The organism is Pseudomonas sp. PGPPP4 (assembly GCF_002256045.1).
In the GTDB taxonomy this organism is placed as follows: Bacteria; Pseudomonadota; Gammaproteobacteria; order Pseudomonadales; family Pseudomonadaceae; genus Chryseomonas; species Chryseomonas oryzihabitans.
In genome coordinates, this window is sequence record NZ_NKID01000021.1 from 12,547 (window position 1) to 38,172 (window position 25,626).

Annotated in this window: 23 protein-coding genes and 1 rRNA gene; 9 read left to right on the forward strand and 15 right to left on the reverse strand. The window is 66.6% G+C overall.

Annotation, left to right across the window (positions count from 1 at the left end; genetic code table 11):
• Positions 1-110: 110 nt before the first annotated feature.
• Positions 111-2,147: a PhoX family protein gene (locus CFE50_RS22035; RefSeq protein WP_286737229.1), complete on the forward strand. Its 2,037-nt coding sequence runs from the start codon at positions 111-113 to the stop codon at positions 2,145-2,147.
• A gap of 782 nt (positions 2,148-2,929) precedes the next feature.
• Here CFE50_RS22035 and gspK read toward each other — a convergent pair.
• From gspK to CFE50_RS22075, 8 genes are all read right to left on the reverse strand, one after another.
• Positions 2,930-3,949, reverse strand: a complete 1,020-nt coding sequence (gene gspK, locus CFE50_RS22040; RefSeq protein WP_286737230.1) for a type II secretion system minor pseudopilin GspK — start codon at positions 3,947-3,949, stop codon at positions 2,930-2,932.
• 133 nt (positions 3,950-4,082) lie between these two features.
• The gene (locus CFE50_RS22045) at positions 4,083-4,298 is read right to left on the reverse strand and encodes a TOBE domain-containing protein (protein ID WP_007163030.1); all 216 of its coding nucleotides are present in this window, start codon (positions 4,296-4,298) and stop codon (positions 4,083-4,085) included.
• A gap of 23 nt (positions 4,299-4,321) precedes the next feature.
• On the reverse strand, positions 4,322-5,131 hold the full coding sequence (ssuB, locus tag CFE50_RS22050; RefSeq protein ID WP_278442430.1) for an aliphatic sulfonates ABC transporter ATP-binding protein: 810 nt from the start codon (positions 5,129-5,131) through the stop codon (positions 4,322-4,324).
• On the reverse strand, positions 5,128-5,916 hold the full coding sequence (gene ssuC / locus CFE50_RS22055; RefSeq protein ID WP_286737231.1) for an aliphatic sulfonate ABC transporter permease SsuC: 789 nt from the start codon (positions 5,914-5,916) through the stop codon (positions 5,128-5,130). The genes ssuB and ssuC overlap by 4 nt, the downstream gene beginning before the upstream one ends.
• Before the next feature lie 10 nt (positions 5,917-5,926).
• Complete coding sequence (gene ssuD / locus CFE50_RS22060) at positions 5,927-7,075, reverse strand: FMNH2-dependent alkanesulfonate monooxygenase (protein WP_064309466.1); 1,149 nt, start codon at positions 7,073-7,075, stop codon at positions 5,927-5,929.
• A 24-nt stretch (positions 7,076-7,099) separates the two neighbouring features.
• Entirely contained in the window at positions 7,100-8,065 is a 966-nt protein-coding gene (locus CFE50_RS22065) for a sulfonate ABC transporter substrate-binding protein (RefSeq protein WP_007163026.1), read from the reverse strand.
• Positions 8,066-8,080: 15 nt separating this feature from the next.
• Positions 8,081-8,668, reverse strand: coding sequence for an NADPH-dependent FMN reductase (ssuE, locus tag CFE50_RS22070; RefSeq protein WP_027598408.1), 588 nt, complete (start codon positions 8,666-8,668; stop codon positions 8,081-8,083).
• A 162-nt stretch (positions 8,669-8,830) separates the two neighbouring features.
• Complete coding sequence (locus CFE50_RS22075; RefSeq protein WP_286737232.1) at positions 8,831-9,469, reverse strand: peroxiredoxin; 639 nt, start codon at positions 9,467-9,469, stop codon at positions 8,831-8,833.
• Between the two features lie 297 nt (positions 9,470-9,766).
• Between CFE50_RS22075 and CFE50_RS22080 the strand changes: the two genes are divergently transcribed.
• Together CFE50_RS22080 and mnmC are read left to right on the forward strand one after the other, a co-directional pair.
• Entirely contained in the window at positions 9,767-9,982 is a 216-nt protein-coding gene (locus CFE50_RS22080; protein WP_132831703.1) for a DUF6316 family protein, read from the forward strand.
• 55 nt (positions 9,983-10,037) lie between these two features.
• On the forward strand, positions 10,038-11,975 hold the full coding sequence (gene mnmC / locus CFE50_RS22085) for a bifunctional tRNA (5-methylaminomethyl-2-thiouridine)(34)-methyltransferase MnmC2/FAD-dependent 5-carboxymethylaminomethyl-2-thiouridine(34) oxidoreductase MnmC1 (RefSeq protein WP_286737233.1): 1,938 nt from the start codon (positions 10,038-10,040) through the stop codon (positions 11,973-11,975).
• Here the strand turns inward: mnmC and CFE50_RS22090 are convergent.
• Positions 11,972-12,805: an aldo/keto reductase gene (locus CFE50_RS22090; RefSeq protein WP_007163021.1), complete on the reverse strand. Its 834-nt coding sequence runs from the start codon at positions 12,803-12,805 to the stop codon at positions 11,972-11,974. The two genes, mnmC and CFE50_RS22090, sit on opposite strands and share 4 nt — an antisense overlap.
• Positions 12,806-12,971: 166 nt before the next feature.
• Between CFE50_RS22090 and CFE50_RS22095 the strand changes: the two genes are divergently transcribed.
• Complete coding sequence (locus CFE50_RS22095) at positions 12,972-13,955, forward strand: DctP family TRAP transporter solute-binding subunit (protein WP_286737234.1); 984 nt, start codon at positions 12,972-12,974, stop codon at positions 13,953-13,955.
• Between the two features lie 306 nt (positions 13,956-14,261).
• Positions 14,262-15,368, forward strand: a complete 1,107-nt coding sequence (locus tag CFE50_RS22100; protein ID WP_286737235.1) for an alpha/beta hydrolase — start codon at positions 14,262-14,264, stop codon at positions 15,366-15,368.
• 51 nt (positions 15,369-15,419) lie between these two features.
• Here the strand turns inward: CFE50_RS22100 and CFE50_RS22105 are convergent, their stop codons facing one another.
• The 5 genes from CFE50_RS22105 to CFE50_RS22125 all read right to left on the reverse strand — a co-directional run bounded on the left by CFE50_RS22105 (position 15,420) and on the right by CFE50_RS22125 (position 20,176).
• A complete protein-coding gene (locus CFE50_RS22105) occupies positions 15,420-15,857 on the reverse strand; it encodes an HhH-GDP family DNA glycosylase (RefSeq protein WP_286737236.1) in 438 nt (145 codons plus the stop codon).
• Between the two features lie 78 nt (positions 15,858-15,935).
• On the reverse strand, positions 15,936-16,361 hold the full coding sequence (locus CFE50_RS22110) for a group I truncated hemoglobin (RefSeq protein WP_286737237.1): 426 nt from the start codon (positions 16,359-16,361) through the stop codon (positions 15,936-15,938).
• Entirely contained in the window at positions 16,361-17,212 is an 852-nt protein-coding gene (locus CFE50_RS22115) for a DUF3034 family protein (protein ID WP_286737238.1), read from the reverse strand. Before CFE50_RS22115 ends, CFE50_RS22110 begins: the two co-directional genes overlap by 1 nt.
• On the reverse strand, positions 17,209-19,527 hold the full coding sequence (locus tag CFE50_RS22120) for a putative bifunctional diguanylate cyclase/phosphodiesterase (RefSeq protein WP_286737239.1): 2,319 nt from the start codon (positions 19,525-19,527) through the stop codon (positions 17,209-17,211). Before CFE50_RS22120 ends, CFE50_RS22115 begins: the two co-directional genes overlap by 4 nt.
• On the reverse strand, positions 19,511-20,176 hold the full coding sequence (locus CFE50_RS22125; RefSeq protein ID WP_286737240.1) for a methylamine utilization protein: 666 nt from the start codon (positions 20,174-20,176) through the stop codon (positions 19,511-19,513). Before CFE50_RS22125 ends, CFE50_RS22120 begins: the two co-directional genes overlap by 17 nt.
• Before the next feature lie 228 nt (positions 20,177-20,404).
• Here CFE50_RS22125 and lon point away from each other — a divergent pair, with 228 nt between their 5' ends.
• The 4 genes from lon (at position 20,405) to cmoB (ending at position 25,015) form a co-directional block, all read left to right on the forward strand.
• Positions 20,405-22,795 carry an endopeptidase La gene (gene lon / locus CFE50_RS22130; RefSeq protein ID WP_286737241.1) on the forward strand — a complete coding sequence of 797 codons (2,391 nt, stop codon included), beginning with the start codon at positions 20,405-20,407 and terminating at the stop codon, positions 22,793-22,795.
• Positions 22,796-22,856: 61 nt separating this feature from the next.
• On the forward strand, positions 22,857-23,249 hold the full coding sequence (locus tag CFE50_RS22135; protein ID WP_286737242.1) for a protease inhibitor I42 family protein: 393 nt from the start codon (positions 22,857-22,859) through the stop codon (positions 23,247-23,249).
• Between the two features lie 63 nt (positions 23,250-23,312).
• Entirely contained in the window at positions 23,313-24,050 is a 738-nt protein-coding gene (gene cmoA / locus CFE50_RS22140) for a carboxy-S-adenosyl-L-methionine synthase CmoA (protein WP_286737243.1), read from the forward strand.
• Positions 24,047-25,015, forward strand: coding sequence for a tRNA 5-methoxyuridine(34)/uridine 5-oxyacetic acid(34) synthase CmoB (cmoB, locus tag CFE50_RS22145; RefSeq protein WP_286737244.1), 969 nt, complete (start codon positions 24,047-24,049; stop codon positions 25,013-25,015). Before cmoA ends, cmoB begins: the two co-directional genes overlap by 4 nt.
• 514 nt (positions 25,016-25,529) lie before the next feature.
• On the opposite strand, the gene rrf is transcribed toward cmoB, so the two are convergent.
• A 5S ribosomal RNA gene (gene rrf / locus CFE50_RS22150) occupies positions 25,530-25,626 on the reverse strand; the annotation flags it as partial.

Below are 25,626 nucleotides of genomic sequence, written 5' to 3' on the forward strand. Positions count from 1 at the left end.
TTACAGCGCGACTGCCGGGAAATGACCGGCTGTAACCTTTCAGTCACCAGACCATCACAGAGGCTTCCTAAAGTCGCCGGCTCCCGTGATCAACCAAGGAAGCTTTGCGCATGAGCACTTTCACGAGCGACGACCGTAACCGCAACGAAAGCGGCAACGAACCGCTGGACGCCGTCGTCGACCGTTACCTGTCGCGCCGCAGTGTCATGAAGGGCGGTCTGGGTGCCGCCATCGCCATGATCGCCGGCGGTGGCCTGACCGCCTGCTTCGACGGCGGTGGCGGCTCGCACGACGATCCGGCTCCCAGCCAGCCGACCCCGGCGCCGCAGCTCAAGCTTGGCTTCGAATCCATCCGCGGCGCCCGGCTCGACGCCATCGTCCTGGCCTCCGGCTACAGCGCCCGCACCCTGGCGCCCTGGGGCACCCCGCTGAACAACCTGGCCAACGCCTGGCGCAGCGACGGCAGCAACACCTCCAACGACCAGGCCAATGCCGCCGGCATGCACCACGACGGCATGCACTTCTTCCCGCTGAACAATTCCAGCAGCGACGGCCTGCTGGCCATCAACTACGAATACATCGACCAGAAGGTGCTGCACCCCAACGGCCCGACCACCACCAACGGCAAGCGTCCCGCCGAGGAAGTGCGCAAGGAGATCAACGCCCATGGCGCGGCGGTGATCCGCATCCGCAAGGTCAACGGCATCTGGCAGGTGGTCACCAACGACGCGCTGAATCGCCGCTTCACCAGCGCCACGCCCATGGAAATCGCCGGCCCGCTGCGTGGCAACGCCAATCTGATCACCCCCTACTCCCCCGACGGCACCCGCACCCGCGGCACCAACAACAACTGCGGCAACGGCTTCACCCCCTGGGGCACCTACCTCACCTGTGAAGAGAACTGGCCGGGCATCTTCGTCAACAAGGGCACCCTGCCGGTCGACCAGAAGCGCATCGGCATCACCAACAAGAGCAATTACGGCTGGGAGACGCCGGCGGGTGACGCCAGCGAGGTGGACAACGAATTCCGCCGCTTCGACCTGACCCCCACCGGCGCCAGCGCGACCCAGGACTTCCGCAACGAAGCCAGCGGCTACGGCTACATCGTCGAGATCGACCCCTACAACAGCGCCGCGCCGGCCACCAAGCGCACCGCCATGGGTCGCTTCCGCCACGAGGGCTCGGCCTACGGCATCCCGGTCGCCGGCCAGCCGCTGGCGTTCTACATGGGCGACGACTCGCGCAACGAATACATCTACAAGTTCGTCTCCGCCGCGGCCTGGGATCCGGCCGACGCCAACTCGGCCAATCGCCTGGCCATCGGCGCCAAGTACCTGGACAACGGCACCCTCTACGTCGCGCGCTTCGATGACGGCGGCAACGGCAAGTGGCTGCCGCTGACGGTCAATGCACCGACCAAGGACGGCCGTACCCTGGGCGCCCTCTACGGCGACCTGGCCGGCATCATCCTCAACACCCGCGGCGCCGCCGACGCCGTGGGCGCGACCCCGATGGACCGCCCGGAGTGGACCACGGTCAATCCCTTCACCGGCGAGGTCTACGTCACCCTCACCAACAACTCCGCACGCACCTCGGCCAATGCCGCCAACCCGCGGGTACCCAACGTCAACGGCCACATCGTGCGCTGGAAGGACAACAGCAACCAGACCGACTTCACCTGGGACATCTTCGTCTTCGGCTCGGACGCCGGTGCGGCCCCCGACATCAACCGCTCGGGCCTGACCGAACTCAACCAGTTCGCCAGCCCCGACGGCCTGGCCTTCGACAGCCGCGGCATCCTCTGGATCGAGACCGACAACAGCGACAACGCCGTGGCCGAGTACACCAACGACCAGTTGCTGGCGGTCATTCCGGCCCAGGTGGTGGATGGCAGCGGCAAGCAGGTCGCCATTTCCGCCACCAACCAGACCGCGCTGCGCCGCTTCCTGGTCGGTCCCAATGGCTGCGAGATCACCGGCATCACCTGGACCCCGGACCTGACGACCATGTTCATCAACGTCCAGCACCCGGACAACTGGCCGTTCAGCGAAGTCGCCACCGACGCCACCCCGGCCGGCACCAAGGTGCGTCCCCGCGCCTCCACCGTAGTGATCCAGAAACTCGACGGCGGCCCCATCGGCGTCTGATCGCGCCGGCGAGAGCAGGCTCCCCGGTCGGCGACGACCGCGGGAGCCTTTTGCTTTCCGGCAGATGCGAAATCCGTCCCGTCGAGCAGGGAGCCGCGCAGCGTTTTCCACGCTACGGCTCTGGCGTTGATGGAGCAGATCGTCCGCTCCGACAACCCCCTCTCCCCCTGGGAGAGGGTTGGGGTGAGGGCATGCCCCACGCTACGGAGCCACCCGTGGAAAAGGCTACGCCGTTTTCCACGCTACGGCTCTGGCGTTGATGGCGCGGATCGCCTGCTCTGACAGCCCCTCTCCCAGGGGGAGAGGGGCGGGGTGAGGGCATGCCCCACGCTACGGAGCTACCTGTGGAAAAGGCTGCGCCGTTTTCCCACGCTACGGCTCAAGCGTTGATGGCGCGGATCGCCTGCTCCGACAACCCCCTCTCCCTCTGGGAGAGGGTTGGGATGAGGGCATGCCCCGCGCTACGGAGTCACCCGTGGAAAAGGCTGCGCCGTTTTCCACGCTACGGCTCAAGCGTTGATGGCGCGGATCGCCTGCTCCGACAGCCCCCTCTCCCTCTGGGAGAGGGTTGGGGTGAGGGCATGCCCCACGCTACGAAGCCACCTGTGGAAAAGGCTGCGCCGTTTTCCACGCTACGGCTCTGGCGTTGATGGAGCGGATCACCTGCTCTGACAACCCCCTCTCCCCCTCGGAGATTGTTGGGGTGAGGGCAGGCTCCGCGCTACGGAGTCACCTGTGGAAAAGGCTGCGCGGTTTTCCACGCTACGGCCCGGACCGCAAGGCTACTGCAACACCTCCGCACCACCCGGCCCCGGTACCCACAGCGTGGTGTCCCGCGTCGCCAGCCAGCGCACCCGTTGCGCCGGCACCGCGGCATGCCAGCGACTCACGCCCTGGGCCGCCAGCTGCCGCACCTGGCGAAAGACCTGGCCGTCGCGACTTACCTCGACTCCGAGCAGGAAGTCGCCGCTGTTGAGGATCAGCCGCTGAGTCAGCAGGCTGAAGGTCTCCTCCCCCACCCCCGGCAGCGCTTCGCGCAGGCTCTCGACCGTGGCATAGCCCTGGGCGGGCCGCGCGGTGATCAGCAGGTGCAGCGTCTCGCGCGGCACCTCATCGAGAAACAGCGCTTCCAGCAGCGGCAACTGACCCAGCCCCAGGGCATTGGCATTGAGGCGCCAGCCGGAGGTTTCCGGCAGGGCACAGAGTTCGCGCAAGTGCAGATGCCGACCCGGACGCGCCGGCTCCAGCCGATCCAGCTCGCCGATCTCGGCCAGCGGCAGATTGGGCACCAGCCGCGGCGGCGCCAGCCGCAGGGCCTCGGCGCTCTCCAGACCGAATTCACGGGTCTCGCCGTCGGCATCGATCGAGTCGGCGAGGCGTTCGGCAAAGCCCGCAGCCGTCAATCCGGGCTCGCCCAGGCCGCCCGGACGCTGCGCCAGCAGCTGCTTCAGCTGCCGCAACGCCAGGTCCCGCTCGGGGCCGGCCAGGGCGTTGACGTTGAAGCAGCCGTGCAGATCGCGCAGCTGGGCACGGACCTGGGCCCCCTCCACCTCATAGGCCAGCACCTCGCCCCTCAGGCTCTGCCAGAACTCGGGACGCTGGCGGGCCCCGGCCTGTATCAGACCCTGGGTGACCACCTGCTCGGCGCCCGCCGCCAGCGCCCGCGCCAGGGTCTCGTGCTCCAGCAACCGCGCCCGCTGCAGTTCGGCCCGCCCTTCGGCCAGCAGCACCGGCAACAAGGCCGCCACCAAGGCCAGCGCCCAGAGCGCCATCAGCAGGGCCACGCCCCTTTGTCGCCGCACCCGCATTCCTCCAGGCAAAAGCGGCATTGGAACCGACCCAGGTTGCAGAATCGTGGCAGTGACGCGGATACCCAACACCAGGCCAAAACAAAAAACCCGCCACCAGGGCGGGTTTCCTCACCAGCGGGCCGCCTCACAGCTTGGCGATGGACACCTCGGTGGATTTGACGAAGGCGATCACCTCGCTACCCACCTGCAGTTCCAGCTCCTTGACCGAGCGGGTGGTGATGACGGAGGTGACGATGCCGGCGGCGGTCTGGACGTCGATCTCGGAAAGCACCGAGCCCTCGATGATTTCCTTGATGGTGCCCTTGAACTGGTTGCGAACGTTGATGGCCTTGATGGTCATGGCAGAACTCCTCGGATGAACGATCAGTAGGCCCAGCGCAGTTGCGTGGGCAGGGGTTGCACAATTTCGGGTAGATCGGGGTTGAGCGGCTGCTGCAGCACCCGGGCCAGTACCTCGGCTTCCAGGCGGGCCAGTTGGGCATCGCCGGCGGCCCGGGGGCGTGCCAGGTTGACGTCGAGATCCAGGCCGACATGGCCGTCTTCGATGAGCACCACGCGGTCGGCCAGGGCCACCGCCTCGCCCACGTCGTGGGTCACCAGCAGCACGGTGAAGCCATGCCGCTGCCAGAGGCCCTCGATGAGTTGCTGCATCTCGATGCGGGTCAGGGCATCCAGGGCGCCCAGCGGCTCGTCGAGCAGCAGCAGGCGCGGCTGGTGGATCAGGGCGCGGGCCAGGGCCACGCGCTGCTTCTGGCCGCCGGAGAGCGCCGAGGGCCACTCCTGGGCGCGATCGGCCAGGCCGACCGCCGCCAGGGCTTCCAGCGCCTTGGGCTTCCAGTCGCCCTTGAGACCCAGGCCGACGTTGTCGATGATGCGTTTCCAAGGCAGCAGGCGTGCGTCCTGAAACATCAGCCGGGTGTCTTCGCGATGCTCCGCCAGGGGTTCGTCCTGCCCCAGCAGGGTGCCGCCACTGGCGCGGTCGAGTCCGGCCACCAGGCGCAGCAGGGTGCTCTTGCCGCAGCCACTGCGGCCCACCACGGCGACGAACTGACCGGCCGGGATCTCCAGATCGATCCCATGGAGCACGGTGCGCTCGCCAAAGGTCTTGACCACCTGTTGCAGCTTAAGGGCGATGCCCCGTGCCAACGGCGGAACGGCTTGCAGACTGGTCATGCGTGGGCTCCCTTCTGATAGGCCGGGTGCCAGCGCAGCCAGGCACGTTCCAGACCGCGGGCGGCGAGATCCGCCAGCTTGCCGAGGACGGCATAGAGCAGGATGGCCAGCACCACGATGTCGGTTTGCAGGAATTCCCTGGCGTTCATCGCCAGGTAGCCGATGCCGGAGCTGGCGGAAATGGTCTCGGCGACGATCAGCGTCAGCCACATCAGGCCGAGGGCGAAACGCACCCCCACCAGGATGGCCGGCAAGGCGCCCGGCAGTACCACGTGGCAGAACAGCCGCGCCCCGGAGAGGCCGTAGCTGCGGGCCATCTCCACCAGCGCCGGATCGACGTTGCGGATGCCGTGGTAGGTGTTGAGGTAGATGGGGAAGAACACCCCCAGGGCCACCAGGAACAACTTGGCCGATTCGTCGATGCCGAACCAGAGGATCACCAGCGGGATCAGCGCCAGGTGCGGCACGTTGCGCACCATCTGCAGGGTGCTGTCGAGTAGGCGCTCGCCCCATTTCGACAGCCCGGTGATGAAGCCCAGCGCCAGGCCGATGCTGCCACCGATGGCGAAGCCGATACCGGCACGCCAGCCGCTGATGGCCAGGTGTTGCCAGAGCTCACCGCTCTTAACCAGGCTCCAGCCCGCTTCCAGCACCGCCGCCGGTGACGGCAGGATGCGGCTGGACAGCAGGCCGCTGCTCACCGACAGCTGCCAGGCGACGATCAGGGCCACCGGCACCACCCAGGGCGCCAGGCGCTGGAGTTGACGTTCGGTCGTGCTGCTCATGCCCGTCCCCTCAGCTCTGCGCCGCTTTCTGCGGCAGGATGTCGTTGGCCACCATCTCACCGAAGGGACTCACGTAGTTGGCGCCTTCCACCTGGGTCGGCCGCTTGACCGGCAGATGCGGGAACAGCAGTTCGGCTACCCGGTAGGATTCTTCCAGGTGCGGATAGCCGGAGAAGATGAAGGTATCGATGCCCAGCGCGGCGTATTCCTTGACCCGCGCGGCCACGGTGGGACCGTCGCCGACCAACGCGGTCCCGGCGCCGCCCCGCACCAGGCCGACCCCGGCCCAGAGGTTGGGGGCGATCTCCAGGTTGTCGCGGCGGCCCCCGTGCAGCGCGGCCATGCGCTGCTGGCCGACCGAGTCGAAGCGCGCGAAGGCGGCCTGGGCCTTTTCGATGGTGGCATCGTCCAGGTTGGCGATGAGCCGGTCGGCGGCCTTCCAGGCCTCTTCGTTGGTCTCGCGAACGATCACGTGCAGGCGGATGCCGAAGCGCACCGTACGGCCCTGGGCGGCGGCCTTGGCCTTGACCGCCTCGATCTTCTCGCGCACCGCGTCCAGGGGTTCGCCCCAGGTCAGGTACAACTCAACCTGCTCGGCGGCCAGGTCCTGGGCGGCATCGGAAGAGCCGCCGAAGTACAGTGGCGGGCGCGGTTGCTGCAGCGGCGGATAGAGCAGCTTGGCGCCCTTCACCTGGATGTGCTTGCCGTCGTAGTCCACCGTCTCGCCTTCCAGCACGCGACGCCAGATGCGGGTGAATTCCACCGAGGCTTCGTATCTTTCGCTGTGGGACAGGTGCAGGCCGTCACCGGCCAGTTCGTCGGGATCGCCGCCGGTGACCAGGTTGAACAGTGCCCGGCCGCCGGAGAGGCGATCCAGGGTGGCCGCCTGCCGCGCCGCCACGGTGGGCGAGATGATCCCGGGGCGCAGGGCCACCAAGAACTTGAGTTTCTGGGTGACCGGGATCAGCGAGGCGGCCACCAGCCAGGAGTCCTCGCAACTGCGGCCGGTGGGGATCAGCACCCCGCCGAAGCCCAGGCGATCGGCGGCCTGGGCGACCTGGGTCAGGTAGCCGTGGTCGACGGCGCGGGCGCCTTCGGCGGTACCCAGGTAGTGGCCATCGCCGTGGGTCGGCAGGAACCAGAAGATATCGAGACTCATGGGGGCGTTCTCCAGCAGGCGAAATCAGGGTTTGGCGGCAGCGGTCTGCAGACTGGCGGGCGGGGTCCACACCACGTCGCGGATGACCAGCGGCTTGGGAATCAACTTGAGGGCGGTGAAGGCGTCGGCGATCTTCTGCTGCTGCGCCGCCACCTCGGGACTGATGAAGCGGGCGCCATAGCCCTGGCGCTTGACCACCCGCTCGGCGGTGTCCAGCGGCAGGTTCAGCAGCGGCGCCACCTGGGCGGCGACCTGATCGGGGTGGGCCTTGGCCCACTCGCCCACCGAGCGCACCTCGTCGACGATGGCGCCGACCTGTTCGGGATGGGCCTTGGCGAAGCTGCGGGTGGCCAGATAGAACTGATGGTTGTCGGCGAGGCCGGTGGCATCGGTCAGGGTGCGCGCCTGCAACTGGGTCTCGGCGGCGGCCTGGTAGGGATCCCAGATCACCCAGGCATCCACCGCGCCGCGTTCGAAGGCCGCCCGGGCATCGGCGGGCGGCAGGTAGACCGGCTGGATGTCCTTGTAGGGGATGCCGGCCTTGGCCAGCGCCTGTACCAAGAGGTAGTGGACGTTGGAGCCCTTGTTCAGGGCGATCTTCTTGCCCCTGAGATCGGCCAGCGACTGGATGGCCGAATCCTTGGGCACCAGGATGGCTTCGCTGGTGGGCGCCGGCGGTTCGTGGGCCACATAGACCAGATCGGCGCCGGCGGCCTGGGCGAACACCGGCGGCGTCTCCCCGGTCACGCCGAAGTCGATGCTGCCGACGTTGAGGCCTTCCAGCAGCTGCGGGCCGCCGGGGAATTCGGTCCACTGCACCTTGACGCCGTCCTTGGCCAGGCGCTGCTCCAGGGTGCCGCGGGCCTTGAGGGTGATCAGGGTGCCGTACTTCTGGTAGCCGATGCGCACCGTCTCTTCCGCCTGGGCCAGGCCGGCGGCCAGGGTCAGCAGGGAAACGGCGAGCAGCGAACGGGTGAAGGAGAACTGCATGACTAACGCTCCTGGTCAGATGCCCCAGCGCGCCTGGCCGATGCGATCGGCCAGCAGCTCGGGGGTCAGGGGTTGGGGACGCCGCACCAGGGCCGCGTGGAATTGTTCGAGGGACTCGTGCAGGCGCTGCTCCAGCGCCGGGGTCAGGGCGACGCCGGTCTCGGTGTAGCTGACCTGGCTGTCGTCGGCGAAGACGCCGTTGAGGATTTCCTGGGCCTTGAGCGCCGAGAGCACCGGCTTCAGGGCGTAGTCGATGGCCAGCAGGTGGCCGCTGGAACCCGCGGTGGCCAGGGGCAGCACCACCTTGTGGGTCAGGGCGCGTTCGGGCAGCAGGTCCAGCAGGGTCTTGAGGGCGCCGGCCAGGGAGGCCTTGTACACCGGGGTGGCGATTACCAGGCCATCGGCGGCCTGCAACTGGGCGATCAGTTCCACCACCGGCGGACTGTCGAAACGGGCGCCGATGAGGTCGGCGGCGGGAAAGTCCTGGATACGCCAGCGCGACAATTCCACGCCGCGCGCCTGCAGCCAGTTCGCTGCCAGATCCAGCACGCCGGTGGAGCGCGACCGCGCTCCCGGACTGCCCGCCAAAGTCACCACCTGCATCGCCGCCTCCAGGATAAAAAAGAGCGGTGTCGCGCCGCTCAAAAAGGAATGAGCGGACCTTAGCAAGGGGTTCTTATTCCCTAAAAATATCCTTTAGGCACTTGGTTATAACCAGAAAACAAAACCCCGGCCGGAGCCGGGGTTTTCTTGTCACCGGAGGTGTCAGCGATTGGGCTGCGGGGTCAGGCGCAGATAGGGCTTCACCGCGGTGTAGCCCTTGGGGAAACGGCGCTTGAGTTCTTCTTCGTCCTTGAGCGACGGCACGATGACCACGTCATCGCCATCCTTCCAGTTGCCCGGGGTCGCCACCTTGTGGTGGTCGGTGAGCTGCAGGGAATCGATCACCCGCAGGATCTCGTCGAAGTTGCGTCCGGTGCTGGCCGGATAGGTGATCGACAGCCGCACCTTCTTTTGCGGATCGATGACGAACAGCGAGCGCACCGTGAGGGTGTCGTTGGCATTGGGGTGGATCATGTCGTAGAGGGTCGAGACACTGCGATCGGCGTCGGCCAGGATCGGAAAGCCCACGGCGGTGGCCTGGGTTTCCTCGATGTCCTTGATCCAGCTCTGGTGCGATTCCAGGCCGTCCACCGAGAGGGCGATCACCTTGACGTCGCGCTTGGCGAATTCATCCTTGAGCTTGGCGGTGAGGCCCAGTTCGGTGGTGCAGACCGGGGTAAAGTCGGCCGGATGGGAGAAGAGCACGCCCCAGCTGTCGCCCAGCCACTCGTGGAAGCGGATGCGACCCAGGCTGGAATCCTGTTCGAAATCGGGGGCGATGTCGCCCAGACGGATGGTCATTGGCAGTTCTCCTGATGCAGGTAGGGATAGCGGCACTATGCCGCCCACCCGAGCGGGCGGGAAAGATCGGATCACGCTGTGGTTATAACGCGAAAGACGACCCGTCCAGGGCCATCGTCCGGCGGCTACGCCCTGTGCCGCGTGATCACCCTCACAATTTCGTCGCGCTTTTTCCACCCAGGCGCAGCGGCCGCTAGGGTGCTACACCTAAGGAAGATCGACGGACCGCCATTTGGCCGAGCGGGGCAACCCGCAGCGCTCGGCATGGTCTGTTGGCAAGACGAGGAGGAGATTCTCATGTTCGGCAAACGCAATGACGACCCCGGTGCCAGCACCCATTTCCGTAGCGAGCGCGTCAGCGTGGTCAACGGTCAGTTCTTCTTCACCACCCGCGAGGGTACCCTGGAAGGCCCCTTCTTCAGCCGCGAAGAAGCCCTCAACCAGATCGATCGCTATGTCGAGCGGCTGCAGACCTCGCAGGGGCTGATGCGCCAATCCGTCAGCAACGTCTGACCGCCTGCGCTCGATCCTTTAGACTGCGCGCCCTGAACTCCAGGCCGCGCCGCTCATGACCGATTTCCAGCACGCCCAGCTCGACTGGGATGCCTCCGGGCAACCCCTCTCCCGCACCTATGGCGACGTCTACTTTTCCCGCGCCAGCGGTCTGGAAGAGACGCGCTACGTCTTCCTGCAGCAGAATCGCCTGGCCGAACGCTTCGCCGCGCTGGCGCCGGGCGAGGTCTTCACCATCGGCGAGACGGGCTTCGGCACCGGCCTCAATTTCCTCTGCGCCTGGCAACTCTTCGACGCCCTGGCACCAAAGGATGCGCGCCTGCATTTCGTCAGCGTCGAGCGCTTTCCGCTGACCGCCGCCGATCTCGCCCAGGCGCTCACCCTCTGGCCGGAACTGGCCACCTACAGCGCGGCGCTGCAGCGGCAGTACCAGGCGATCCATCCTGGCTTCCAGCGGCTGATCCTGGGCGACGGGCGCATCACCCTGACCCTGCTGGTCGGCGATGTGCTGGAGCGCCTGCCCGAACTGGATGCCCGGTGCGATGCCTGGTTCCTGGACGGCTTCGCCCCGGCCAAGAATCCCGAGATGTGGACGCCCGCGCTGTTCGCCGAACTGGCGCGGCTGTCCCATGCCGGCACCACCCTGGCGACCTTTACCTGCGCCGGCTTCGTCCGCCGCGGCCTGAACGAGGCCGGCTTCGCCATGGCCAAGGTGCCCGGCTTTGGCCACAAGCGGGAAATGCTGGCCGGCAAGCTGGAACGCCCCGTCGCCCCTGCCCTCGTGCCCTGGTATGCCCGCCCACCGCGCCCCCAGGGCCCGCGCACCGCGCTGGTCATAGGCGCAGGCCTGGCCGGTTGCGCCACTGCCGCCAGCCTGGCCCGCCGCGGCTGGCAGGTCCGGGTCGTCGAGCGCCACGGAGCGCCCGCCCAGGAAGCCTCAGGCAATCCCCAGGGCGTGCTCTATCTCAAGCTGTCGGCCCATGACACCCCGCTCAGTCGGCTGATCCTCGATGGCTTCGGCCTGACCCTGCGCGAATTGCAGGCCCTGCCACCGGGCGCGGCCTGGTCACCCTGCGGAGTGCTGCAACTGGCGCTGACGGACAAGGACGCCCAGCGGCAGGCGCAACTGGCCGCGCATTTCCCCGCCGATCTGCTGCAGCCGCTGGACAGCGACGCCGCCAGCGACAGGGCCGGAATCGGTCTCACGGCGGGTGGCCTGTTCTTTCCGGAAGGGGGCTGGGTGCATCCGCCAGCGCTGTGCGCGCACTGGCTGGCTCATCCCGCTATCGAGCTGGTCACCCATACCGAGGTGACCGCCCTGCAGCAGACCGAGCACGGCTGGCAGGCCAGCACCCACGGCGAGCCGCTGACGGCGACGGTGGTCGTGGTGGCCAGCGCCGCCCAGGCCCGCACGCTGCTGCCCGGCCTGCCGCTGAAGGCGATCCGCGGGCAATTGTCCGCGTTGCCGGAAACCCCGGACAGCCAGACGCTGGCCACCGTGGTCTGCGGCGAAGGCTATCTCGCCCCGGCGCGGGAAGGTCGGCACTGCCTGGGCGCCAGCTTCGTGTTCGACCGGGACGATACCGAACCCAGCCAGGCGGAACACCAGAGCAACCTGCACCTGCTCGCCGAATTGTCGCCCGCGTTAGCGGCAGGCTATGAGGCCGAGAAACTGGAAGGTCGCGTGGCTTTCCGCTGCACCTCGCCGGATTACCTGCCCCTGGTCGGCCCGGTGGTGGACGAAGACCTCTTCGCCCAGCGTTATCAGGCACTGGCCTATGACGCCCGCCAGGTACCCGCGCAGGCGGCGCCCTGGCGCGAGGGACTCTATGTCAATCTGGCCCATGGCTCCCGTGGCCTGGTCACCACCCCGCTGGCCGCCGAACTGCTGGCGGCCTGGCTGGAAGACGAGCCCCTGCCAGTGGCGCGGCGGGTGGCCGAAGCCTGCCACCCCAGTCGTTTTCCCCTGCGCCGGCTGATTCGCGGCAGCTAGATGATCGCCAGCGGGCTCTTGGCTTGCGGCGGCGGAAAGGCGCCGTCGAGCAGGGCGAAGTCCTCTTCGCTCAGGCGCAGATCCAAGGCCCGCGCATTCTCTTCCAGATGTCCGGCATCGCCGGCCTTGGGAATGGCGATCACGCCCGGTTGACGCAGCACCCAGGCCAGGGCGATCTGCGCCGGGGTGGCCTGATGCCGTTCGGCCAGGGTAGCCAGGGCCGGGTGGCGCAACAGATCCCCGCCCTGCCCCAGCGGACAGTAGGCCATCAGCGGCATCTGCTGACGCTGGCACCAGGGCAGCAGGTCATGCTCGATGCCACGCTGTTCCAGGTTGTAGAGCACCTGATTGGCGCTGCAGCGATCATCGTTCAATTCCAGCATGTCGCTGGTGTCGAGGTTGGAAACGCCCCAGTGGCGGATCTTGCCTTCGTCGCGCAGCTTCTCCAGCGCCATGACCGTCTCGATCAGCGGCACCTGGCCGCGCCAGTGCAGCAGATAGAGGTCGATGACATCGGTGCCCAGGCGCTTGAGGCTGCGTTCGCAGGCCAGGGGTACGCCGGCTTCGGTGGCGTTCTTCGGATAGAACTTGCTCACCAGGAAGACTTCGTCCCGCCGCCCGGCGATGGCCTCGCCCACCAGTTCCTCGGCGCGGCCTTCGCCATACATCTCGGCGGTGTCGATCAGGGTGAGTCCCAGGTCCAGGCCCTGGCGCAGGGCGCTGACCTCCTGGCGATGCAGATCCGCGTTCTCGCCCATGCGCCAGGTACCCTGGCCCAGCGCCGGAACGGTAGTGCCATCGGGCAAACGAACGGTTTGAGCGGTATTCATGGGCGCTTCCTTCTCTTGGATGTGGTCGTTAGAACGCTAGCGCGACGCCGATTCTCCCGGTCATCCGCCAAACGGCAGCCAACGTCTTCCCACAGGCCCTGCGACCTGACGTCGCACTGGTAAAGTACGCCTATAAGGATTCCAAGAAAAATCACCAGGACCTGCCATGAAGTCGTCGATCCTGGGCCTTTGCGCCCTGCTCTCCGCTGCCCTGCCCGTGACATCCAGCTACGCTGACGTCATTACTCTGAGGTTTTCCCATGTGGTGGCACCGGAGACCCCCAAGGGCAAGGGCGCTCAGCTGTTCCAGCAGCTGGTGGCGCAGCGCCTCGCCGGGCAGGTCCAGGTGGAGGTGCTGCCCAGCGGCACGGCCTTTACCGATGCCAACGAACTCCAGGCGCTGCAGGACGGCAAGGTCGACATCCTGGCGCCGGCGATCAGCAAGCTCACCGAACTCAGTCCCAAACTCAAGCTGTTCGACCTGCCCTTTCTGTTCGAGAGTCGCGCGGCGCTCGATCACTTCCAGGCCCGGCCCAGCGGTCGCCAGCTGCTGCAGAGCCTGGAGCCGGCCGGGGTCATCGGCCTGGCCTACTGGCCCAACGGCCTCAAGCAGCTGTCGGCGCGCAAGCCCCTGCGCGAACCCGGCGATGCCAAGGGACTGGTATTCCGCATCCAGAATTCCGACGTCCTGCAGAGCCAGTTCGAGGCCCTGGGCGCCACGGCGGTCAGGCTGCCCTTCAACCAGACCTTGCAGGGGCTCACCACGGGCACCGTCAATGCCACCGAGAACACCTGGTCCAATTACTGGAGCCAGCGCCTCGACCAGCAGCAGCGCTATTTCACCGAGAGCAACCACGGCGCTTTGGACTACATGCTGATCGTCAAGGCGGATCGCTGGCGCACCCTGCCCTTCGCCGTACGCAGCACCCTGGAAGAGATCATCGACCAGGTGACCTTCGAGGTGAAGAAGCAATCCGAGGCGGAAAACCAGCGTGATCGGGCGCGCATCGCCGCCGCGGGTGGCAGCGAGATCATCACCCTCACTCCCGAACAACGGGCGCGCTGGCGGGACGCCATGCGCCCGGTGTGGCAGCGTTACGAAGGCGAGCTCGGCGCCTCGCTGCTCAAGGCGGCGGAAACCTCGAACTAGCGGGACTGTTGCGGCGGCGCGGCCCAGCGGCGCAGGGGCAGACTGCCCGCCTCGCGACACTGCAGATCGCGAAAGGGCCCTGCGACCCGGACCCAACCCGGCCCCGGCGGCGTCTGGGTACAGAAGTCCTGACCATCGGTGTTGCTGCGCCAGCGCCAGTAGGCCGCCGGCTCGGCGACGGCCTGGCTACCCAGCAGCCCTAGCAGGCCGATCGCCAGGTACCTGCCAGCGGTCCGCCGGAACCTCTCGCGCGATAAGCATGTCGGTTTGCAGGTAAGCCCTCTGAATTCGCACAGGATTTCCGCCATGCCGCTGTCCGTCTTGCGTAGCAAACCCACTCTCCTCGCCCTGGCCCTGGTTGGCGCCGGTCTGGCCCTGACCGGCTGCGCCCGCGATCCGGAAAAACGTTCTCTGGGTGCCGAGGCGATCAGCAATGCCAAGAGCATGGCGCGCACCGATGCCGACATGCAGAAGGTGCTGAACAAATACGCCAGCTTCGATCCCAAGGCCGTGGAAAAACTCACCGCTCAGCAGGCCCGCCAACAGCCTACCATCGCCGATGCGGTCAAGGGTGTCCTGCAGGACGAGGGTCGCCCCACCCAGCCCGAGGCGCTGGTACCCGGCGTGACCAGCGTCGACCGCGCCGTGGACGGTGCCGCTGGCGTGCTGCCCGCCCGCATCTACACCCCCGAGGGCCAGGGTCCCTTCCCGGTCATCCTCTACTTCCACGGCGGCGGCTGGGTGTTCGCCGATCGCAACGTCTACGACGGTGGCGCCCGCGGCCTGGCCAAGCAGGCCAATGCCATCGTGGTCTCGGTGGACTATCGCCAGGCGCCCGAATACAAGTTTCCCGCTGCCCATGATGACGCCCTGGCGGCCTATCGCTGGGTGACCACCCACGCCGGCTCGCTCAACGGCGATTCCCAGCGGCTGGCCCTGGCCGGTGAGAGCGCCGGGGGCAACCTGGCGGTGGCGACCGCCGTAGCCGCCCGCAAGGCCGGTCTCACCGCGCCCAAGCACGTGCTGTCGGTCTATCCGGTGGCCCAGACCAACACCCATACCTCGTCCTACGAGCAGTATGCCGACGCCAAGCCGCTCAATCGGCCGATGATGCTGTGGTTCGTCGAACAGGTGACCCGTACGCCCGCCGATCTCAAGGATCCGCGCCTGGACCTGACTCGCGCCGATCTCGCCGGCCTGCCGCCGGTGACCATCGTCAATGCCGAGATCGATCCCCTGCGTGACGACGGTGGCTTCCTGGAGACCGCCCTGCGCCAGGCCGGCGTCCAGGTGGAGCGCAAGGTCTATCCGGGCGTGACCCACGAGTTCTTCGGCACCGCTGCGGTGGTGCAGAAGGCCAAGGACGCCCAGGCCTATGCCGGCAGCCGTCTCAAGGCGGATCTGGGCAAATAACGGCCCGCCGACTGTCACGAACACCGCCGGCCCCGTGCCGGCGGTGTTCGTTCAGCCGGGAAACAGCAAGGGGCCGGCCTCGCGCATGAAGATCTCGCAGGTCTTGGGGCCCACCCCCCTCAGGGTCTGCAGGCGGCGCTCGAAATCCGCACGATCGGCGCTGGTGTCACGTAGCTTGAGGAAGCTGCCGCCATAGTCCTCCTGCAGATGGCGACAGACCTCCAGCAGGCGCGTGGCCGTGCTCTCGTCATAACGCCGGTAGTGACCTTCGCCCAGGTAGTTGACCAGTTGCTGCCGGCTCAGATTGAGCAGTTTGCGCGGCGTGTCGCGGCCATTGGTGCGGTAGAGCACCGTCCAGGCCTGGGCGGCGATAGTCCGGGAGATGCGCTTGCCGAACAGGTAGCTCGCCAGGAACCAGCCGAACAGCGCCGGCTCGTCATCCAGCGCCAGGGTCAGGCCGAGATCGGCCGCAGAAGTCGTCTTGCTCAAGCGTCATCTCTCTCGTAGGCGTCTTGCCTAGGGAGGATCTGGCGCGGATGAGGTTCGAAACCAGCGACAGCCGGCAGGCTACTGGCGGATCACCTGGCCGCGTTGCGGCGCCAGTCGCGCCAGCAGGGCATTCTGCGCTCGCTCCGGGACGCCCTCGCGTTGCATGGCCAGTTGCAGGTCTTCCACCAGGGCATTGAAGTCGGCGGGTTGCAGATTCAGACCGCGATGACTTTCCGCCATGCTCGCCCCTTCATAACGACAGGGACCGCCCGCATCGGCACAGAATTTCTGGATGAGCAGCTTGCGCAGCCGCGCGATGTCGACATTGGCGAAGTAGTGCCGGATCCGCCCGTCACGCGCCACGTTGAGCAGCATGCCCTCGACGATCCGGGTGATGCCGGGCTGGCCACCCAGCTCCAGATAGAGCCGGTCGCCCGCCGGCGGCTGGGGCGTGCAACCCAGCATCAGCAGCAGCGCCGCCAGCGCCAGTGGCTTCGCCGGCATCAGTAGCTCCCCTGCAGCGACAGGTAGAGGCCCTGCTGATCGTCCAGGGTGGCGATCTCGCCCAGCCAGGCATAGGCCAGTACCAGCGACAGGTGCTTGTTGGGGAAATAGCCGACGAAGGTATCCACCCAGTCGCTTTCCCGGGTAAAGGACAGATTCTGCGGCTTCTCGCGATACTCCATGCCCACCGCCCACTGGGGATTGAAGAACACCGCCGCCGAGCCTTCCTTGAGCCATTGACGGCTGTCGTTGCGATCGCCACCGAAGCCCAGCAGCCCCATCTCGTTGGCGCGGCTGTACCTGAGACCGACGTTGATCAGCAGGTTGTAACCGAAGGCGCCGCCTAGAAACAGCCGACTGGCGCCCAGGTAGCCCTCGACATCGCTGTCGCGCCGCGCCCCCACGGCAGCGGGAATACCGAAATCCCGTTGATGCTTGTACTGCACACCCACCGCTATCTGCGGCAGCCGATCGTAGATCAGGTCGCCTGCCAGGCGCACCTTGGCGCCGACGATGTCCTGGCTGAGGCTGTCTTCCTCGAGCTTCATCAACCGCCGCAGGGTCGGCATGTCCAGGCGCTGGCGGGCATAGGAGACTTCCAACCGATTGTCGTAGGCCGCCGCGACACCGGTGGCATCGAGCCGGTAGTCACCGGTCCACACCCGGGTGGCGAAGGCGGTGGCGCCGGGCTGGCCGCTTTCGCCATAGCCGCCGATCACCGCCCAGGGCGTGATACCACCGCCCGCCGCGCCTTCCAGACTGCTGGCGCCGCCGGTGGCCAGCAGCTTGCCGCCGTCGGCCTGCACCCCGGTCGCCAGCAGCAACCCCGCCAGCAGCCAGCCACGCTTCATGACAGCGCCTCCAGCACCGGCTGGCTCTGCCGTTCCATCCAGGCCTCGAATTCCGCGGCCGGTACCGGGCGGCTGATGTAGTACCCCTGGATCACATCGCAGCCCCAGCTGCGCAACAGTGCCAGGGCCCGGGCTTCCTCGACCCCTTCGGCGACCACCTCCAGACCCAGGTTGTGGCCCATCTCGATGGTCGAGCGGACGATGACGGCGTCATCGTTGCCCGGTGCCAGCTCCTTCACGAAGGACTGGTCGATCTTCAATTCGTCCACCGGCAGCCGCTTCAGGTGCGCCAGGGAAGCCTGGCCGGTACCGTAGTCGTCCACCGACAACCGGATGCCCAGCACGGAGAGCCGGGTCAGCAGTGCGATGGCCGCTTCCGGATCGGCCATGATGGCGCTCTCGGTGATCTCGAAGGTCAGTTGCCGCGCCGAGACGCCGGCGTCATCCAGCCAGCCCATCACCCGCTCGGGCAGTCGGGCATCGGCCAGGTCGACCGCCGAGACGTTCAGCGACACCTTGACCTCTCGGCCCTGGGTCTGCCAGAGCGCCAGTTGCCGGATCGCCGCCTGGATCACCCAGCGGGTGAGTCCGGCCATGCTGCCACTGCGCTCGGCCAGGGGAATGAATTCACCCGGCGAGACCATGCCCAGTTCGGCGTGGCGCCAGCGCAGCAGCACCTCGGCCTGGTGCGGCCCGCTGCCCTGCAGGGCCACCTTGGGTTGGAACACCAGCATCAATTCACCCCGCTCGCCCGCCAGCGGCAGATCGTGGACCAGTTGCAGACGCCGCTGCTGGGCCGCATCCCGTCCTTCATCATAGACCCGCAGACGATCCGGCAACTGTCCGGCATCGAGCATGGCGCTGCGCGCGCGCTCGATCAGCTGGGTCGGATCGTTGCCGTGGCGCGGATACTCGACGACGCCGATGCGGCAACTGAGACGATACAGCTGACCTTCCCACTCGATGGGTTCGGCCAGCGACAGACGCAGCTGCTCGGCGAGGCCCACGGCACCTTCCAGACCGACACGGCAGAACTGCACGAGAAACTCATCGCCCACCGGTCGCGACACGCAGCCACGGCCGGCCAGCAGCACCTGCGCTCGCTCGGCCACCATCTTGAGCATCCGATCGCCCCCGGCGACCCCGGCGCTTTCATTGATCGCCTGGAAGCCATCCAGCCCCAGGTATAGCAGCGATACCTGGGGCTGGGTCGCCATGAAGACTCGCAGGCGCTCCTCGGCCAGGATGCGGTTGGGCAGGCCGGTCAGGGCATCATGCAAGGCATTGTGATTGAGCCGCTGCTCGCGCTCGGCGATGCCCTGGCGCATCTCTTCGAGCACCTGCGCCAAGCGGCCGAATTCGTCCCGGCGCTGGACTTCCATCTTGACCCCGTAGTCCCCCTGGCCGATCCGCCAGGACATCACCGACAGCTGCCGCAACGGCTGGGCCAGGTTGCGTGCCAGCCACAATGCGCCCAGCAGGGCCGCCAGCAGGGCACCGCCGGCGATCAGCGCCAGTTGCCTGAGCAGGGGTTCGAACTCGGCCATGGCCAGATCGAGCGAACGCAGCAGATAGACCTGTACCGGATGGTCGGCGGTGCCGAGGGTCAGCCGCTTGACCTGATAACGGAGCTCACCCAGGGTCAGCTGCCAGCTATCGCTGCCCCGGGGCGCGTTCGCCAGCTCAGGCAGCAGCAGCTGTCCCTGCTCCTCCGGCAGGGTACTGGCCATCAGCGCGGCTTCACCGAGAAACACCACGTCCAGATTGATCAGCGAGCGAAATTCTTCGGCCATGGCCTGATCCATGGCGAAACTCATCACCACCTGGGCGATGGGCACAGGGGCACGGACCGGCACCGTGACCCGCAATTGCGGCAGGCCGGTACCCGCCAGCACACAGCTACCGTCATTGCCCGAGGCCACCGCGACGGGCAGACGCTCGCCTTCGCTGTGCGCCGCCACGGTGCTGGCGATCAGCCGGCCGTCCAGGTCCAGCAGATAGGTATCGCCCGCGCCCACCCGGGCACCATGGTTGGCCAGTACCGACCTCAGCGTCGGCACATCGCCACTGGCCACGGCATCGCGAAAGCCGAAATCGGCGGCGAGCACCCGCACGGCATCGTTCAGCCGGCGGCAGCGCCCGTCCAGCACCTGGCGAAAGACCCGCGCTCCGGTGTCGAGCTGGTCATAGGACTGGCGCACCGCACTGGCCTCGGTGGCGGCCTTGACCGTCAGATAGACCAGGGTGATGACCACCAGCATCAGCAGGAAGAGACTGCCGGCGATGCGGGTCTGGAAACTATGGATGAGCTTCATCGTGCGTAGCCTTGTGGAAGGCATCCTCGAAAGCCGAGCTCGCCGGCTCCGCGGGCTGCGGCTTCGGCTGAACCGCCAGCTGGAGTTTCAGGGTCACCGGCTTGCCCGCCACGTCCAGCGCAGGCTGGGCGACCTCCTGCTTGTCGCTGAGGTCGGGATGCCACAGTGCCAGCTGATAATGACCGTCCGGCGCCTCCAGACGGGCCTGGCCCTGACTGTCGGTCACCGCGGAGCGCCCGGCGGTGGTCACGTAGACATAACCCACCATCCAGTCGTGGATATTGCAGCCCACCACCACCACGCCCGGTTGGTCGAACACCACCGGCGTGCTGGGAAGCCCGTGGTAGAGCGGCAGCTCGAAGCGCTTCGGGCTGGAAAAGGAATAGACCTGATGGCGGATGTCGTCGGTATTGGGAAAGCTTACCGCCGTCCCGGTGGCCACCGCCAGGACGTGGGGGACGAAGCGCCGATTCTGCTGGTCGATGGCCGCGGGCCGCCGCTCGGGTACCAGTCCCGGCGCCGACAGCATCACCACCGCATCGGCCAGGGGTGCCCCCTGGCTGTCGACGACCTGCACGGCGACCGACGCCGCCTGCGCGGTGCCGAGGCCCAAGACCAGCAATCCCGTTACTAGATGTCGCTTGCTCACCCGCTGTTCTCCACCGCGCGCCCTTGGAAACTCTCGCCGGCTTCGCGGCGTGACATCAGCTTTAGCGGCCGTCCCGGGGGAATCTTTATCGTCGCGACGGCCAGTCGTTGCCCCGGTCGTCGCACTTCAAGCGGTGCCCGGCGGTCAAGAAGGACAGGTCTTTACCTGCGTTGAAAAAGCAGCGCCCTCGCCCCATGTTGGCCCTACATCCAAGCCCAAGGTACGCCAATGAGCGATCAGGACAATCAAGCGGACATTCTCAGCGAAGAAGCCGGCCAGACCGGTCTGGTGCTACCCGGCCAGAATCTTCCCGACAAGCTGTACGTCATCCCCATTCACAACCGGCCCTTCTTCCCGGCGCAGGTGCTGCCCGTCATCGTCAACGAAGAGCCCTGGGCCGAAACCCTGGAGCTGGTGGCCAAGACCGACCACCACTGCCTGGCGCTGTTCTACATGGAGCAGCAACCCGGCGATGCCGACGGCTTCGACCCCGACCAGCTGCCGCAGCACGGCACCCTGGTGCGCATCCACCATGCCACCCGCCAGGACGGCAAGCTGCAGTTCGTGGCCCAGGGCCTGTCGCGGGTGCGCATCCGCGGCTGGCTGCGCCGTCAGCGTCCGCCCTATCTGGTGGAGGTCGAGCACCTGCGCCCCAGTCCCGATCCCAGCGACGAGGTGAAGGCCTACGGCATGGCGCTGATCAACGCCATCAAAGAACTCTTGCCGCTCAACCCGCTGTACAGCGAAGAGCTGAAGAACTATCTCAATCGCTTCAGCCCCAACGACCCCTCGCCGCTCACCGACTTCGCCGCCGCCCTCACCACCGCGCCGGGCGATGAACTGCAGCAGGTGCTCGATACCGTGCCCATGTTGCAGCGCATGGAAAAGGTCCTGCCGCTGCTGCGCAAGGAGGTCGAGGTCGCGCGCCTGCAGAAGGAGCTGTCCGCCGAGGTCAATCGCAAGATCAACGAGCGCCAGCGCGAATTCTTCCTCAAGGAGCAGCTCAAGCTGATCCAGCAGGAATTGGGCATCACCAAGGACGATCGCAGCAGCGACCTCGAAGGGTTCCGCCAGCGCCTGGAGGGCAAGAGCCTGCCCGAAGCCGCGCAGAAGCGCATCGACGACGAGCTGAACAAGCTGTCCATCCTCGAGACCGGCTCGCCGGAATACGGCGTCACCCGCAACTACCTGGACTGGGCCACTGACCTGCCCTGGGGTATCCACGGCCAGGACAAGCTCGATCTCAAGCACGCGCGCAAGGTGCTCGACCGGCACCACGCCGGGCTCGACGACATCAAGAATCGCATCCTCGAATTTCTCGCGGTGGGCGCCTTCAAGGGCGAGGTCGCCGGCTCCATCGTGCTGCTGGTGGGTCCGCCCGGGGTGGGCAAGACCAGCATCGGCAAGTCCATCGCCGAATCCCTCGGCCGCCCCTTCTATCGCTTCAGCGTCGGCGGCATGAGAGACGAAGCCGAGATCAAGGGCCACCGCCGTACCTACATCGGCGCCATGCCCGGCAAGCTCGTCCAGGCCCTGCGCGACGTCAAGGTGATGAATCCGGTCATCATGCTCGACGAGATCGACAAGATGGGCCAGAGCTACCAGGGCGATCCCGCCTCGGCGCTGCTGGAGACCCTGGATCCGGAGCAGAACGTCGACTTCCTCGACCACTACCTGGATCTGCGCCTGGACCTGTCCAAGGTGCTGTTCGTCTGCACCGCCAACACCCTGGACTCCATTCCCGGCCCCCTGCTGGACCGCATGGAGGTCATCCGCCTCTCCGGCTATATCGCAGAAGAGAAGCAGGCCATCGCCAAGCGCCACCTGTGGCCCAAGCAGCTGGACAAGGCCGGGGTGCCCAAGGATCGCCTGACGCTCACCGACAGCGCTCTCAAGGCCCTGGTGGAAGGCTATGCCCGCGAAGCCGGCGTCCGCCAGCTGGAGAAGCAGCTGCGCAAGCTGGTGCGCAAGGCGGTGGTCCGGCTCATCGAGGATCCCAAGCTCAAGGTCAAGATCGGTGCCTCGGATCTCGAGGACTATCTGGGCATGCCGCCCTTCCGCAAGGAACAGGTGCTGTCCGGGGTCGGCATCATCACCGGGCTGGCCTGGACCAGCATGGGCGGCGCCACCCTGCCGATCGAGGCGACGCGCATCCATACCCTGAATCGCGGCTTCAAGCTCACCGGCAAGCTGGGTGACGTCATGAAGGAATCCGCCGAGATCGCCTACAGCTATGTCACCGCGCATCTCAAGGACTTCAAGGGCGATCCGAATTTCTTCGACCAGGCCTTCGTCCACCTGCACGTCCCCGAAGGCGCCACGCCCAAGGATGGTCCCAGCGCCGGCATCACCATGGCCTCCGCCCTGCTGTCGCTGGCGCGCAACCAGGCGCCCAAGAAGAACGTGGCCATGACCGGCGAGCTGACCCTGACCGGCCAGGTGCTGCCCATTGGCGGGGTACGGGAAAAGGTCATCGCGGCGCGGCGGCAGAAGATCGGCGAGCTGATCCTGCCAGAGCCCAATCGTGGCGATTTCGAAGAGCTGCCCGCCTATCTCAAGGAGGGGCTGACCGTCCACTTCGCCAAGCGCTTCGCCGACGTCGCCAAGGTGCTCTTCTAGTCTGACCGTCCGACCTCTTGGGGTATGCTCTGCGTTTTGCCGTCATACCCCGGAGGTTTCCATGTCCAACCGTCTTCTGTTCTGCAGCTGTCTGCTCCTGGCCGGCTGCAGCAGCACCCAGCCGAGCGGCAACCTCATCCTGGGTGACGACAGCGACTGCACCCCGCTGGCCATGCACACCGGCCAGGAACTGACCCTGACCCTGCCCAGCGATCCCACCAGCGGCTATCGCTGGACCATCCTTCAGCGCAGCGACAACCTCAGGCAACTCGGCCCGGAAGTCTTTCGCGAACAGCGCCAGGACCAGGGCGGCATCGGCAGCGCCGGTCAGTCCCTCTGGCGCTTCCGCGCCCAGAGCGCCGGCAGCGCCCATCTCGAACTCCAGGCCCGCCAGCCCTGGGATGCCGAAGCCGAGCCCCAGGCCCGCTTCGACTGCCGTATCGAAATCCGCTGAGCCCGCGTCCAGCGGTGCCTGCCGGGGGTACAATGCCCCCTTTCGATTTTCCAGGTACCGCCCATGAGCGAAGCCGACCGCCTGTTCGCGTCGCCGCAGCCTCCTGCCGACTTCACCTTCAACGAAGACGTGGTGCGCGTCTTTCCCGACATGATCAAGAGATCCGTGCCGGGCTATCCCACCATCGTCGAGAATCTCGGCGTCATCGCCGCGCGCTTCGCCCAGCCCCATAGCCGCCTCTACGACCTCGGCTGCTCCCTGGGCGCCGTGACCCAGGCGCTGCGCCGTCATGTCCGCGCCGAGGGTACCCGGGTGGTGGCCATCGACAACTCCACCGCCATGGTCACCCGCTGCTGCGAATACCTCAGCGCCCAGGACTCCATGCACGAGGAGTTACTCCCGGTAGAGGTGGTGGAAGCCGATATCCTCCAGGTCCCGCTCGAACCGGCTTCGGTGATCGCTCTCAACTTCACCCTGCAATTCATCGCCCCGGAACAGCGCCTGGGCCTGCTCAGCCGTTTGCGCGCCAGCCTGCTGCCCGGCGGTGCCCTGCTGCTGTCGGAAAAGATCCGTTTCCCGGAGACCGAGACCCAGGCACTGCTCAACGGCCTGCATCTGGACTTCAAGAGAGCCAACGGCTACAGCGAACTGGAAATCGCCCAGAAGCGCACCGCCCTGGAAAACGTCATGCTCACCGACACCCTGGACGAACACCGCGCGCGCCTGCAGGCCGCGGGCTTCACCACCGTCGTGCCCTGGTTCCAATGCCTCAACTTCACCTCCCTGATCGCCCTGCCATGACCCAGCCTTCCTACCTCGCAGCCCTGCAGCGAGCGCTGGCGGATAGCCCGCTGGCCAGCTGGTCCCAGTCCCTCGAAGCCGTCCTGGCCGCCAAGTACGCCCGCGGCCACGGCGATCTGCAGCGCTGGCAAGCGGGTGTCGATGCGCTCCCCGAAATCGCGGTAGCGGCTGTCGAACTGCGTGAGGCCGTGCGCCTCGTCGGCGCTCCTACCGCGGAGCAGCACCAGGCCCTGCGCGAGGCACTGCTGCAACTGCGTCCGTGGCGCAAGGGCCCCTTCCAGCTATTCGATCTCCACCTGGATACCGAATGGCGCTCCGACTGGAAGTGGGACAGGGTCTCCCCTCACCTGGATCTGCAGGGCAAGCGCGTCCTGGATGTCGGCTGCGGTAATGGCTACTACCAGTGGCGCATGCTTGGCGCCGGAGCCAGCCTGGTCCTGGGTGTCGATCCCAATTGGCTGTTCCATTGCCAATTCCAGGCCCTGCGCCACTATCTGCCCGACCTGCCCACCTGGCACCTGCCACTGACACTGGAAGAACTGCCCGTACTGGACGGCGGTTTCGATACCGTCTTTTCCATGGGCGTGCTCTACCATCGTCGTTCGCCCATCGACCACCTGCTGGATCTGAAGAACTGCCTCGACAGCGGCGGTGAGCTGGTCCTGGAAACCCTGGTCGTCGAAGGTGATGCCACTACCGTCCTGGTCCCCGAAGACCGCTACGCGCAGATGCGCAACGTCTGGTTCCTGCCCTCGACGGCCGCCCTGCAACTCTGGCTGCAACGCGCCGGCTATCGTGACATCCGCCTGGTGGATCTCACCCCCACAACGGTAGACGAACAGCGCTCCACCGAATGGATGGGCTTCCAGTCGCTGCCGGATTTCCTGAATCCGCAAGACCCACGCCTGACCGTCGAAGGCCTCCCCGCTCCCTTGCGCGCCACGTTGATAGCCCGCAAACCCTGAACGCAAAAAGCCCGACATCTGCCGGGCTTTTTCTTGCTCTTGCAACACTGCGGTAGGTTGGGTTGAGCGCAGCGAAGCCCAACATCCGAAGCCAACCCCGGCTCCTCACCGCCCCGCTGCAGTTTTCTTGATACCTGCAGCGGACCTACCTCGTTGGGCTTCGCTGCACTCAGCGCCAACCTACGACCTGATCCTCACGGGCGATTACGCCTCTTACGCTCAAAATACGACAGCCCGGCGCAGCCGGGCTGTCCTGGCTCTTAGGCTTTTACGAGCTTCAGGCAGCATCCATCTGACAGGCCTGCGCCAAGCTCTCCGCTACTCCGCTTCTAGTCCCCTCTCCCCCCGGGAGAGGGCTAGGGTGAGGGCCACCTCAGCGACCTAGCCTCAGGCGTCCGCCAGCCGATTATTTGCCCCCAGCGCCCAGGCACCCTGCCGCCCCGGCCAAACTTTTCCCGCCCCAAAGACAACACCCCCGCCAGAATGAACTGAGCGGGGGTGCTGGGTGTTAGGCGCTTGACGATGACCTACTCTCACATGGGGAAGCCCCACACTACCATCGGCGATGCATCGTTTCACTTCTGAGTTCGGGAAGGGATCAGGTGGTTCCA